Here is a 14,600-nt window from a genome sequence, read left to right as displayed (position 1 = left end):
TTTTTTAATGTTTGTAACCGCTTTAGGAGAAAAAATTTCAGGAGGTATTCCTATGTTTAAGAAAGCTTTTGGTGTTCTTCAAAAAGTAGGTAAAGCGCTTATGCTTCCAGTTGCGCTATTACCAGCTGCAGGTATCTTGCTTGCTCTTGGTGCCGCACTTAGAAATCCTGCTTTGCTGGAGCTTGCTCCATTTTTAGATAACAGCGGTGTTGATATGGTTGCTGCTGTTATGCAAAAGGACGGGGATGTTGTCTTCGGCAATCTGCCGCTATTATTTGCGGTCGGTGTAGCTGTTGGTTTGGCTGGCGGTGAAGGTGTTGCCGGTCTAGCAGCAATTATCGGGTACCTGATCATGAATGTGACAATGGGTACTGTTCTTCAAATCACTCCAGAGGATGTAAACGGTCTTAACTACCAAAACATTCTCGGTATTCCAACCCTGCAAACGGGTGTATTCGGCGGGATCATCGTAGGTATAATTGCCGCTGCTCTTTACAATAAGTTCTATGAAATTGAGTTGCCATCCTATCTAGGGTTCTTTGCAGGTAAACGTTTCGTTCCAATCATCACTGCAGGAACAGCAATCCTGCTTGGATTAGTAATGCTTGTCATCTGGCCGCCAATCCAAAATGGTCTGAATGCATTCTCGCAAAACATGGTACACGCAAACTTGACACTTTCTGCATTTGTCTTTGGTGTGGTTGAACGTTCATTAATTCCATTCGGCTTGCACCATATCTTCTATTCACCATTCTGGTATGAGTTTGGCCAGTATACTACTTTAGCTGGCGATGTTGTCCGTGGAGACCAGCGTATCTTCATGGCACAGATTGCAGATAACGTTCAAAATCTCGAAGCTGGTACTTTCATGACAGGTAAATTCCCATTCATGATGTTTGGTCTTCCAGCTGCAGCATTAGCGATTTACCACGAAGCACGTCCGGAAAGAAAAGTAGTAGTTGGCGGTTTAATGGTATCCGCTGCATTAACTTCATTCTTAACAGGGATCACAGAACCTCTTGAGTTCTCATTCTTGTTCGTAGCACCAGTATTATTTGGAGTACACGCGATCTTTGCAGGTCTATCATTCATGACTATGCACCTTTTAAATGTAAAAATTGGTATGACTTTCTCCGGTGGTCTGATTGACTACATTCTGTTCGGTTTAATCAACCCTCAGACAAATGCGTGGATTGTTATTCCGGTTGGTTTAGTTTTCGCAGTAATTTACTACTTTGGTTTCCGTTTCGCAATCCGCAAATTCAACCTGATGACTCCTGGCCGTGAAGCAGTGGAAGATGATCAGGAAGATGGCGGAGCAAAAGGACAAGCTGGAGACCTTCCATATGAAGTCCTTGATGCAATGGGTGGCAAAGAAAACATCGCCCACCTTGATGCATGTATTACGCGACTTCGTGTATCTGTTAATGACATTAACAACGTCGATAAGGATCGCCTGAAAAAGCTGGGTGCTGCCGGAGTTCTTGAAGTAGGAAACAACATCCAGGCAATCTTCGGACCGCGGTCAGAGACCATTAAAGGTCAGATGAGAGATATCATGAATGGTAAAAGGCCTCGTCCGGTAGAAACGAACCAGGCAACAGAGGTTGAACAGCAAATTGAAGAAGTAAATCCAGAAGCATTGCAGACACATCATGATGCAGATGTATTTGTTTCTCCTATTAAAGGTGAAATCCTGCCGATCACAGAAGTGCCTGACCAAGTCTTCTCAGGCAAGATGATGGGTGACGGATTTGCTATCGTACCTGCTGAAGGTACAGTTGTATCACCGGTAGATGGAAAAATCGTTAACCTGTTCCCGACAAAGCATGCTATCGGAATTCTGTCAGACTCTGGACGGGAAATCCTCATTCATGTGGGTATTGACACAGTTAATCTGAAGGGACAAGGATTTGAAACACTTGTTTCTGAAAATGACACTGTGACAAAAGGACAGCCGTTATTGAAAGTGGATCTTGATTACATTAAGAAAAATGCGACGTCTATTATCACTCCGATTGTTTTCACCAACCTTTCTGAAGGGGAAAGCATTGTTATCAACAAGAAGGGCAATGTGGATGTGAAGGACGAGAATATTATTAAGATTTCTAAATAAGAAAGAAGACAGTCGGTCTCCTGAATGGGGATCGGCTGTTTTAATATATAGAGGAAAATCAAGTAGCTGAAGTTTTTACCAACTTTTTCAAGGTTTAAACATGTTGACTCTGGGCATCTCGGGTGATAGTATATAGAAACAGTCGCGAACAGGTTAACAACATTTTGATGATGAAAAAATAAATCGAAAAAAGCTGTTGACATTAAACGCTGTGATGTGATAAATTATTAAAGTCGCTTCTGAGCGGCGCTAACAACTTGCTCTTTGAAAACTAAACAAACAAGCGTCAACAAACAATATTTATAGTGACTTCTATTATATAGTTGATCACTAGCCAACGTTTTAAATTATGAGCTAAACTCATACTCTTTCTTGGAGAGTTTGATCCTGGCTCAGGACGAACGCTGGCGGCGTGCCTAATACATGCAAGTCGAGCGGATCTTCATTAGCTTGCTTTTGAAGATCAGCGGCGGACGGGTGAGTAACACGTGGGCAACCTGCCTGTAAGACTGGGATAACTTCGGGAAACCGGAGCTAATACCGGATAATCCTTTCCTTCTCATGAAGGAAAGCTGAAAGACGGTTTCGGCTGTCACTTACAGATGGGCCCCGCGGCGCATTAGCTAGTTGGTGAGGTAACGGCTCACCAAGGCAACGATGCGTAGCCGACCTGAGAGGGTGATCGGCCACACTGGGACTGAGACACGGCCCAGACTCCTACGGGAGGCAGCAGTAGGGAATCTTCCGCAATGGACGAAAGTCTGACGGAGCAACGCCGCGTGAACGATGAAGGCTTTCGGGTCGTAAAGTTCTGTTGTCAGGGAAGAACAAGTATCGGAGTAACTGCCGGTACCTTGACGGTACCTGACCAGAAAGCCACGGCTAACTACGTGCCAGCAGCCGCGGTAATACGTAGGTGGCAAGCGTTGTCCGGAATTATTGGGCGTAAAGCGCGCGCAGGCGGTTCCTTAAGTCTGATGTGAAAGCCCCCCCGGCTCAACCGGGGAGGGTCATTGGAAACTGGGGAACTTGAGTGCAGAAGAGGAGAGCGGAATTCCACGTGTAGCGGTGAAATGCGTAGAGATGTGGAGGAACACCAGTGGCGAAGGCGGCTCTCTGGTCTGTAACTGACGCTGAGGCGCGAAAGCGTGGGGAGCGAACAGGATTAGATACCCTGGTAGTCCACGCCGTAAACGATGAGTGCTAAGTGTTAGAGGGTTTCCGCCCTTTAGTGCTGCAGCAAACGCATTAAGCACTCCGCCTGGGGAGTACGGCCGCAAGGCTGAAACTCAAAGGAATTGACGGGGGCCCGCACAAGCGGTGGAGCATGTGGTTTAATTCGAAGCAACGCGAAGAACCTTACCAGGTCTTGACATCCTCTTGATTTCCCTAGAGATAGGGCGTTCCCCTTCGGGGGACAGAGTGACAGGTGGTGCATGGTTGTCGTCAGCTCGTGTCGTGAGATGTTGGGTTAAGTCCCGCAACGAGCGCAACCCTTGATCTTAGTTGCCAGCATTCAGTTGGGCACTCTAAGGTGACTGCCGGTGACAAACCGGAGGAAGGTGGGGATGACGTCAAATCATCATGCCCCTTATGACCTGGGCTACACACGTGCTACAATGGATGGAACAAAGGGTCGCGAAGCCGCGAGGTCGAGCCAATCCCATAAATCCATTCTCAGTTCGGATTGCAGGCTGCAACTCGCCTGCATGAAGCCGGAATCGCTAGTAATCGCGGATCAGCATGCCGCGGTGAATACGTTCCCGGGCCTTGTACACACCGCCCGTCACACCACGAGAGTTTGTAACACCCGAAGTCGGTGGGGTAACCTTTATGGAGCCAGCCGCCTAAGGTGGGACAGATGATTGGGGTGAAGTCGTAACAAGGTAGCCGTATCGGAAGGTGCGGCTGGATCACCTCCTTTCTAAGGATATTGCCGTAAAGGCAATCGGAATGCGAACCTTCTGGTTCGTACTGTGGATGTAATCCACATAGTTGACTGCTTGTTTGTTTAGTTTTGAGGGAGCAATTGCCTCAAGACTTTTTTGTTCCTTGAAAACTAGATAATCGTAAGTAAGAAGAACCAAGAAAAAACCGAGTGATCGCCATTTTAGTTTTTCTCTCTATTTAATAGAGAAATGACCTTTTAGGTTAAGTTAGAAAGGGCGCACGGTGGATGCCTTGGCACTAGGAGCCGATGAAGGACGGGACTAACACCGATATGCTTCGGGGAGCTGTAAGTAAGCTTTGATCCGGAGATTTCCGAATGGGGAAACCCACTGTTCGTAATGGAACAGTATCTTTACCTGAATACATAGGGTATTGAAGGCAGACCCGGGGAACTGAAACATCTAAGTACCCGGAGGAAGAGAAAGCAAACGCGATTCCCTGAGTAGCGGCGAGCGAAACGGGACATAGCCCAAACCAAGAGGCTTGCCTCTTGGGGTTGTAGGACACTCAACATGGAGTTACAAAGGAACGGGGTAGATGAAGTGGTCTGGAAAGGCCGTCAGAGAAGGTAAAAACCCTGTAGTTGAAACTTCGTTCCCTCCTGAGTGGATCCTGAGTACGGCGGGACACGAGAAATCCCGTCGGAAGCTGGGAGGACCATCTCCCAAGGCTAAATACTCCCTAGTGACCGATAGTGAACCAGTACCGTGAGGGAAAGGTGAAAAGCACCCCGGAAGGGGAGTGAAATAGATCCTGAAACCGTGTGCCTACAAGTAGTCAGAGCCCGTTCATGGGTGATGGCGTGCCTTTTGTAGAATGAACCGGCGAGTTACGATTACATGCAAGGTTAAGTTGAGAAGACGGAGCCGCAGCGAAAGCGAGTCTGAATAGGGCGAATTAGTATGTGGTCGTAGACCCGAAACCAGGTGATCTACCCATGTCCAGGGTGAAGGTTGGGTAACACCAACTGGAGGCCCGAACCCACGCACGTTGAAAAGTGCGGGGATGAGGTGTGGGTAGCGGAGAAATTCCAATCGAACTTGGAGATAGCTGGTTCTCTCCGAAATAGCTTTAGGGCTAGCCTCACGTTGTAAGAGTCTTGGAGGTAGAGCACTGTTTGGACTAGGGGCCCTCATCGGGTTACCGAATTCAGACAAACTCCGAATGCCAAAGACTTATCCGTGGGAGTCAGACTGCGAGTGATAAGATCCGTAGTCAAAAGGGAAACAGCCCAGACCACCAGCTAAGGTCCCAAAGTATACGTTAAGTGGAAAAGGATGTGGAGTTGCTTAGACAACCAGGATGTTGGCTTAGAAGCAGCCACCATTTAAAGAGTGCGTAATAGCTCACTGGTCGAGTGACTCTGCGCCGAAAATGTACCGGGGCTAAACGTATCACCGAAGCTGTGGATTGACATCTTAGATGTCAGTGGTAGGAGAGCGTTCTAAGGGCGTTGAAGTCAGACCGTAAGGACTGGTGGAGCGCTTAGAAGTGAGAATGCCGGTATGAGTAGCGAAAGATGGGTGAGAATCCCATCCACCGAATGCCCAAGGTTTCCTGAGGAAGGCTCGTCCTCTCAGGGTTAGTCGGGACCTAAGCCGAGTAGAAAGGCGTAGGCGATGGACAACAGGTTGATATTCCTGTACCACCTCTTTATCGTTTGAGCAATGGGGGGACGCAGTAGGATAGGGTAAGCGCGCTGTTGGATATGCGCGTCTAAGCAGTAAGGCTGCAAGTGAGGCAAATCCCGCTTGCGTGAAGGCTGAGCTGTGACAGCGAGGGAAATATAGTACCGAAGTTCCTGATTTCACACTGCCAAGAAAAGCCTCTAGCGAGATAAAAGGTGCCCGTACCGCAAACCGACACAGGTAGGCGAGGAGAGAATCCTAAGGTGAGCGAGAGAACTCTCGTTAAGGAACTCGGCAAAATGACCCCGTAACTTCGGGAGAAGGGGTGCTCATTTGGGTGAATAGCCTAGATGAGCCGCAGTGAATAAGTACCAGGCGACTGTTTAGCAAAAACACAGGTCTCTGCGAAGCCGCAAGGCGAAGTATAGGGGCTGACGCCTGCCCGGTGCTGGAAGGTTAAGAGGAGGGGTTAGCTCCCGCGAAGCTCTGAATCGAAGCCCCAGTAAACGGCGGCCGTAACTATAACGGTCCTAAGGTAGCGAAATTCCTTGTCGGGTAAGTTCCGACCCGCACGAAAGGCGTAACGATCTGGGCACTGTCTCAACGAGAGACTCGGTGAAATTATAGTACCTGTGAAGATGCAGGTTACCCGCGACAGGACGGAAAGACCCCGTGGAGCTTTACTGTAGCCTGATATTGAATTTTGGTACAGCTTGTACAGGATGGGTAGGAGCCTGAGAAACCGGAGCGCCAGCTTCGGTGGAGGCGCTGGTGGGATACTACCCTGGCTGTATTGAAATTCTAACCCACGCCCCTGATCGGGGCGGGAGACAGTGTCAGGTGGGCAGTTTGACTGGGGCGGTCGCCTCCTAAAGAGTAACGGAGGCGCCCAAAGGTTCCCTCAGAATGGTTGGAAATCATTCGCAGAGTGTAAAGGCACAAGGGAGCTTGACTGCGAGACCTACAAGTCGAGCAGGGACGAAAGTCGGGCTTAGTGATCCGGTGGTTCCGCATGGAAGAGTATCGCTCAACGGATAAAAGCTACCCCGGGGATAACAGGCTTATCTCCCCCAAGAGTCCACATCGACGGGGAGGTTTGGCACCTCGATGTCGGCTCATCGCATCCTGGGGCTGTAGTCGGTCCCAAGGGTTGGGCTGTTCGCCCATTAAAGCGGTACGCGAGCTGGGTTCAGAACGTCGTGAGACAGTTCGGTCCCTATCCGTCGTGGGCGCAGGAAATTTGAGAGGAGCTGTCCTTAGTACGAGAGGACCGGGATGGACGCACCGCTGGTGTACCAGTTGTCTTGCCAAAGGCATCGCTGGGTAGCTATGTGCGGACGGGATAAGTGCTGAAAGCATCTAAGCATGAAGCCCCCTCAAGATGAGATTTCCCATAGCGCAAGCTAGTAAGAACCCTGAAAGATGATCAGGTTGATAGGTCAGAGGTGGAAGCGCGGTGACGTGTGGAGCTGACTGATACTAATCGTTCGAGGACTTAACCAAATTAGATGACTCGTTTTTCTTGAATTCTTCTTACACATTATCTAGTTTTGAGGGAATAAAACCTCAAACCAAATAGTCTGGTGGCGATAGCGAGAAGGTCACACCCGTTCCCATACCGAACACGGAAGTTAAGCTTCTCAGCGCCGATGGTAGTTGGGGGTTTCCCCCTGTGAGAGTAGGACGCCGCCGGGCGAAAAGACAGAGATTCATATCCCTGTCTTTTTTAATCCCTATAATAGAAAACATTATAGAGATCTGTTGTTTTAATAACGAAGTTATCTTGTTCTGCACATTGCCTTGAACAGTAAAAAAGAGTTTTAAAAAACTTTTAAAAAACTGTTGACTGCTAACTTGGTAGATGATAAGATATAAAAGTTGTCACTGAAACAACAACACAAATTGTTCTTTGAAAACTAAACAAACAAGCGTCAACAAACAATATTTATAGTGACTTCTATTATATAGTTGATCACTAGCCAACGTTTTAAATTATGAGCTAAACTCATACTCTTTCTTGGAGAGTTTGATCCTGGCTCAGGACGAACGCTGGCGGCGTGCCTAATACATGCAAGTCGAGCGGATCTTCATTAGCTTGCTTTTGAAGATCAGCGGCGGACGGGTGAGTAACACGTGGGCAACCTGCCTGTAAGACTGGGATAACTTCGGGAAACCGGAGCTAATACCGGATAATCCTTTCCCTCTCATGAGGGAAAGCTGAAAGACGGTTTCGGCTGTCACTTACAGATGGGCCCGCGGCGCATTAGCTAGTTGGTGAGGTAACGGCTCACCAAGGCAACGATGCGTAGCCGACCTGAGAGGGTGATCAGCCACACTGGGACTGAGACACGGCCCAGACTCCTACGGGAGGCAGCAGTAGGGAATCTTCCGCAATGGACGAAAGTCTGACGGAGCAACGCCGCGTGAACGATGAAGGCTTTCGGGTCGTAAAGTTCTGTTGTCAGGGAAGAACAAGTATCGGAGTAACTGCCGGTACCTTGACGGTACCTGACCAGAAAGCCACGGCTAACTACGTGCCAGCAGCCGCGGTAATACGTAGGTGGCAAGCGTTGTCCGGAATTATTGGGCGTAAAGCGCGCGCAGGCGGTTCCTTAAGTCTGATGTGAAAGCCCCCGGCTCAACCGGGGAGGGTCATTGGAAACTGGGGAACTTGAGTGCAGAAGAGGAGAGCGGAATTCCACGTGTAGCGGTGAAATGCGTAGAGATGTGGAGGAACACCAGTGGCGAAGGCGGCTCTCTGGTCTGTAACTGACGCTGAGGCGCGAAAGCGTGGGGAGCGAACAGGATTAGATACCCTGGTAGTCCACGCCGTAAACGATGAGTGCTAAGTGTTAGAGGGTTTCCGCCCTTTAGTGCTGCAGCAAACGCATTAAGCACTCCGCCTGGGGAGTACGGCCGCAAGGCTGAAACTCAAAGGAATTGACGAAATACACACAAGCGGTGGAGCATGTGGTTTAATTCGAAGCAACGCGAAGAACCTTACCAGGTCTTGACATCCTCTTGATTTCCCTAGAGATAGGGCGTTCCCCTTCGGGGGACAGAGTGACAGGTGGTGCATGGTTGTCGTCAGCTCGTGTCGTGAGATGTTGGGTTAAGTCCCGCAACGAGCGCAACCCTTGATCTTAGTTGCCAGCATTCAGTTGGGCACTCTAAGGTGACTGCCGGTGACAAACCGGAGGAAGGTGGGGATGACGTCAAATCATCATGCCCCTTATGACCTGGGCTACACACGTGCTACAATGGATGGAACAAAGGGTCGCGAAGCCGCGAGGTCGAGCCAATCCCATAAATCCATTCTCAGTTCGGATTGCAGGCTGCAACTCGCCTGCATGAAGCCGGAATCGCTAGTAATCGCGGATCAGCATGCCGCGGTGAATACGTTCCCGGCTTTGTACACACCGCCCGTCACACCACGAGAGTTTGTAACACCCGAAGTCGGTGGGGTAACCTTTATGGAGCCAGCCGCCTAAGGTGGGACAGATGATTGGGGTGAAGTCGTAACAAGGTAGCCGTATCGGAAGGTGCGGCTGGATCACCTCCTTTCTAAGGATATTGCCGTAAAGGCAATCGGAATGCGAACCTTCTGGTTCGTACTGTGGATGTAATCCACATAGTTGACTTCTTGTTTGTTTAGTTTTGAGGGAGCAATTGCCTCAAGACTTTTTTGTTCCTTGAAAACTAGATAATCGTAAGTAAGAAGAACCAAGAAAAAACCGAGTGATCGCCATTTTAGTTTTTCTCTCTATTTAATAGAGAAATGACCTTTTAGGTTAAGTTAGAAAGGGCGCACGGTGGATGCCTTGGCACTAGGAGCCGATGAAGGACGGGACTAACACCGATATGCTTCGGGGAGCTGTAAGTAAGCTTTGATCCGGAGATTTCCGAATGGGGAAACCCACTGTTCGTAATGGAACAGTATCTTTACCTGAATACATAGGGTATTGAAGGCAGACCCGGGGAACTGAAACATCTAAGTACCCGGAGGAAGAGAAAGCAAACGCGATTCCCTGAGTAGCGGCGAGCGAAACGGGACATAGCCCAAACCAAGAGGCTTGCCTCTTGGGGTTGTAGGACACTCAACATGGAGTTACAAAGGAACGGGGTAGATGAAGTGGTCTGGAAAGGCCCGTCAGAGAAGGTAAAAACCCTGTAGTTGAAACTTCGTTCCCTCCTGAGTGGATCCTGAGTACGGCGGGACACGAGAAATCCCGTCGGAAGCTGGGAGGACCATCTCCCAAGGCTAAATACTCCCTAGTGACCGATAGTGAACCAGTACCGTGAGGGAAAGGTGAAAAGCACCCCGGAAGGGGAGTGAAATAGATCCTGAAACCGTGTGCCTACAAGTAGTCAGAGCCCGTTCATGGGTGATGGCGTGCCTTTGTAGAATGAACCGGCGAGTTACGATTACATGCAAGGTTAAGTTGAGAAGACGGAGCCGCAGCGAAAGCGAGTCTGAATAGGGCGAATTAGTATGTGGTCGTAGACCCGAAACCAGGTGATCTACCCATGTCCAGGGTGAAGGTTGGGTAACACCAACTGGAGGCTTGAACCCACGCACGTTGAAAAGTGCGGGGATGAGGTGTGGGTAGCGGAGAAATTCCAATCGAACTTGGAGATAGCTGGTTCTCTCCGAAATAGCTTTAGGGCTAGCCTCACGTTGTAAGAGTCTTGGAGGTAGAGCACTGTTTGGACTAGGGGCCTCATCGGTTACCGAATTCAGACAAACTCCGAATGCCAAAGACTTATCCGTGGGAGTCAGACTGCGAGTGATAAGATCCGTAGTCAAAAGGGAAACAGCCCAGACCACCAGCTAAGGTCCCAAAGTATACGTTAAGTGGAAAAGGATGTGGAGTTGCTTAGACAACCAGGATGTTGGCTTAGAAGCAGCCACCATTTAAAGAGTGCGTAATAGCTCACTGGTCGAGTGACTCTGCGCCGAAAATGTACCGGGGCTAAACGTATCACCGAAGCTGTGGATTGACATCTTAGATGTCAGTGGTAGGAGAGCGTTCTAAGGGCGTTGAAGTCAGACCGTAAGGACTGGTGGAGCGCTTAGAAGTGAGAATGCCGGTATGAGTAGCGAAAGATGGGTGAGAATCCCATCCACCGAATGCCCAAGGTTTCCTGAGGAAGGCTCGTCCTCTCAGGGTTAGTCGGGACCTAAGCCGATAGAAAGGCGTAGGCGATGGACAACAGGTTGATATTCCTGTACCACCTCTTTATCGTTTGAGCAATGGGGGGACGCAGTAGGATAGGGTAAGCGCGCTGTTGGATATGCGCGTCTAAGCAGTAAGGCTGCAAGTGAGGCAAATCCCGCTTGCATGAAGGCTGAGCTGTGACAGCGAGGGAAATATAGTACCGAAGTTCCTGATTTCACACTGCCAAGAAAAGCCTCTAGCGAGATAAAAGGTGCCCGTACCGCAAACCGACACAGGTAGGCGAGGAGAGAATCCTAAGGTGAGCGAGAGAACTCTCGTTAAGGAACTCGGCAAAATGACCCCGTAACTTCGGGAGAAGGGGTGCTCATTTGGGTGAATAGCCTAGATGAGCCGCAGTGAATAAGTACCAGGCGACTGTTTAGCAAAAACACAGGTCTCTGCGAAGCCGCAAGGCGAAGTATAGGGGCTGACGCCTGCCCGGTGCTGGAAGGTTAAGAGGAGGGGTTAGCTCACGCGAAGCTCTGAATCGAAGCCCCAGTAAACGGCGCGTAACTAACTATAACGGTCCTAAGGTAGCGAAATTCCTTGTCGGGTAAGTTCCGACCCGCACGAAAGGCGTAACGATCTGGGCACTGTCTCAACGAGAGACTCGGTGAAATTATAGTACCTGTGAAGATGCAGGTTACCCGCGACAGGACGGAAAGACCCCGTGGAGCTTTACTGTAGCCTGATATTGAATTTTGGTACAGCTTGTACAGGATAGGTAGGAGCCTGAGAAACCGGAGCGCCAGCTTCGGTGGAGGCGCTGGTGGGATACTACCCTGGCTGTATTGAAATTCTAACCCACGCCCCTGATCGGGGCGGGAGACAGTGTCAGGTGGGCAGTTTGACTGGGGCGGTCGCCTCCTAAAGAGTAACGGAGGCGCCCAAAGGTTCCCTCAGAATGGTTGGAAATCATTCGCAGAGTGTAAAGGCACAAGGGAGCTTGACTGCGAGACCTACAAGTCGAGCAGGGACGAAAGTCGGGCTTAGTGATCCGGTGGTTCCGCATGGAAGGGCCATCGCTCAACGGATAAAAGCTACCCCGGGGATAACAGGCTTATCTCCCCCCAAGAGTCCACATCGACGGGGAGGTTTGGCACCTCGATGTCGGCTCATCGCATCCTGGGGCTGTAGTCGGTCCCAAGGGTTGGGCTGTTCGCCCATTAAAGCGGTACGCGAGCTGGGTTCAGAACGTCGTGAGACAGTTCGGTCCCTATCCGTCGTGGGCGCAGGAAATTTGAGAGGAGCTGTCCTTAGTACGAGAGGACCGGGATGGACGCACCGCTGGTGTACCAGTTGTCTTGCCAAAGGCATCGCTGGGTAGCTATGTGCGGACGGGATAAGTGCTGAAAGCATCTAAGCATGAAGCCCCCCTCAAGATGAGATTTCCCATAGCGCAAGCTAGTAAGAACCCTGAAAGATGATCAGGTTGATAGGTCAGAGGTGGAAGCGCGGTGACGTGTGGAGCTGACTGATACTAATCGTTCGAGGACTTAACCAAATTAGATGACTCGTTTTTCTTCTTATTCTTCTTACACATTATCTAGTTTTGAGGGAATAAAACCTCAAACCAAATAGTCTGGTGGCGATAGCGAGAAGGTCACACCCGTTCCCATACCGAACACGGAAGTTAAGCTTCTCAGCGCCGATGGTAGTTGGGGGTTTCCCCCTGTGAGAGTAGGACGCCGCCGGGCGAAAAGACAGAGATTCATATCCCTGTCTTTTTTAATCCCTATAATAGAAAACATTATAGAGATCTGTTGTTTTAATAACGAAGTTATCTTGTTCTGCACATTGCCTTGAACAGTAAAAAAGAGTTTTAAAAAACTTTTAAAAAAACTGTTGACTGCTAACTTGGCAGATGATAAGATATAAAAGTTGTCACTGAAACAACAACACAAATTGTTCTTTGAAAACTAAACAAACAAGCGTCAACAAACAATATTTATAGTGACTTCTATTATATAGTTGATCACTAGCCAACGTTTTAAATTATGAGCTAAACTCATACTCTTTCTTGGAGAGTTTGATCCTGGCTCAGGACGAACGCTGGCGGCGTGCCTAATACATGCAAGTCGAGCGGATCTTCATTAGCTTGCTTTTGAAGATCAGCGGCGGACGGGTGAGTAACACGTGGGCAACCTGCCTGTAAGACTGGGATAACTTCGGGAAACCGGAGCTAATACCGGATAATCCTTTCCCTCTCATGAGGGAAAGCTGAAAGACGGTTTCGGCTGTCACTTACAGATGGTACGCGGCGCATTAGCTAGTTGGTGAGGTAACGGCTCACCAAGGCAACGATGCGTAGCCGACCTGAGAGGGTGATCAGTACACTGGGACTGAGACACGGTACCAGACTCCTACGGGAGGCAGCAGTAGGGAATCTTCCGCAATGGACGAAAGTCTGACGGAGCAACGCCGCGTGAACGATGAAGGCTTTCGGGTCGTAAAGTTCTGTTGTCAGGGAAGAACAAGTACCGGAGTAACTGCCGGTACCTTGACGGTACCTGACCAGAAAGCCACGGCTAACTACGTGCCAGCAGCCGCGGTAATACGTAGGTGGCAAGCGTTGTCCGGAATTATTGGGCGTAAAGCGCGCGCAGGCGGTTCCTTAAGTCTGATGTGAAAGCCCCCGGCTCAACCGGGGAGGGTCATTGGAAACTGGGGAACTTGAGTGCAGAAGAGGAGAGCGGAATTCCACGTGTAGCGGTGAAATGCGTAGAGATGTGGAGGAACACCAGTGGCGAAGGCGGCTCTCTGGTCTGTAACTGACGCTGAGGCGCGAAAGCGTGGGGAGCGAACAGGATTAGATACCCTGGTAGTCCACGCCGTAAACGATGAGTGCTAAGTGTTAGAGGGTTTCCGCCCTTTAGTGCTGCAGCAAACGCATTAAGCACTCCGCCTGGGGAGTACGGCCGCAAGGCTGAAACTCAAAGGAATTGACGGGGGCCCGCACAAGCGGTGGAGCATGTGGTTTAATTCGAAGCAACGCGAAGAACTTTACCAGGTCTTGACATCCTCTTGATTTCCCTAGAGATAGGGCGTTCCCCTTCGGGGGACAGAGTGACAGGTGGTGCATGGTTGTCGTCAGCTCGTGTCGTGAGATGTTGGGTTAAGTCCCGCAACGAGCGCAACCCTTGATCTTAGTTGCCAGCATTCAGTTGGGCACTCTAAGGTGACTGCCGGTGACAAACCGGAGGAAGGTGGGGATGACGTCAAATCATCATGCCCCTTATGACCTGGGCTACACACGTGCTACAATGGATGGAACAAAGGGTCGCGAAGCCGCGAGGTCGAGCCAATCCCATAAATCCATTCTCAGTTCGGATTGCAGGCTGCAACTCGCCTGCATGAAGCCGGAATCGCTAGTAATCGCGGATCAGCATGCCGCGGTGAATACGTTCCCGGCCTTTTGTACACACCGCCCGTCACACCACGAGAGTTTGTAACACCCGAAGTCGGTGGGGTAACCTTTATGGAGCCAGCCGCCTAAGGTGGGACAGATGATTGGGGTGAAGTCGTAACAAGGTAGCCGTATCGGAAGGTGCGGCTGGATCACCTCCTTTCTAAGGATATTGCCGTAAAGGCAATCGGAATGCGAACCTTCTGGTTCGTACTGTGGATGTAATCCACATAGTTGACTTCTTGTTTGTTTAGTTTTGAGGGAGCAATTGCCTCAAGACT

Annotated in this window: 1 protein-coding gene and 7 rRNA genes; all 8 read left to right on the top strand. The window is 49.9% G+C overall.

Going from position 1 to position 14,600, the window contains the following annotated elements:
• Positions 1-52 precede the first annotated feature (52 nt).
• Positions 53-2,116, top strand: coding sequence for a glucose-specific PTS transporter subunit IIBC (ptsG, locus tag LC048_RS21490; RefSeq protein WP_306048760.1), 2,064 nt, complete (start codon positions 53-55; stop codon positions 2,114-2,116).
• Positions 2,117-2,485: 369 nt separating this feature from the next.
• Positions 2,486-4,040, top strand: a 16S ribosomal RNA gene (locus tag LC048_RS21485).
• 225 nt (positions 4,041-4,265) lie between these two features.
• Positions 4,266-7,197: ribosomal RNA gene (locus tag LC048_RS21480) — 23S ribosomal RNA — on the top strand.
• A 76-nt stretch (positions 7,198-7,273) separates the two neighbouring features.
• Positions 7,274-7,389, top strand: a 5S ribosomal RNA gene (rrf, locus tag LC048_RS21475).
• A 319-nt stretch (positions 7,390-7,708) separates the two neighbouring features.
• A 16S ribosomal RNA gene (locus LC048_RS21470) occupies positions 7,709-9,258 on the top strand.
• Positions 9,259-9,483: 225 nt separating this feature from the next.
• A 23S ribosomal RNA gene (locus LC048_RS21465) occupies positions 9,484-12,417 on the top strand.
• Positions 12,418-12,494: 77 nt separating this feature from the next.
• A 5S ribosomal RNA gene (gene rrf, locus LC048_RS21460) occupies positions 12,495-12,610 on the top strand.
• A 320-nt stretch (positions 12,611-12,930) separates the two neighbouring features.
• Positions 12,931-14,482 (top strand): 16S ribosomal RNA (locus tag LC048_RS21455).
• The 16S, 23S and 5S rRNA genes sit together here, the layout of an rRNA operon.
• Positions 14,483-14,600 lie beyond the last annotated feature (118 nt).

This window comes from Mesobacillus subterraneus, assembly GCF_020524355.2.
GTDB classification, from domain to species: Bacteria; Bacillota; Bacilli; order Bacillales; family Cytobacillaceae; genus Mesobacillus; species Mesobacillus subterraneus_C.
The sequence above is the reverse complement of the archived record's forward strand: the minus strand, read 5'-3'. Positions and strand labels throughout refer to the sequence as shown.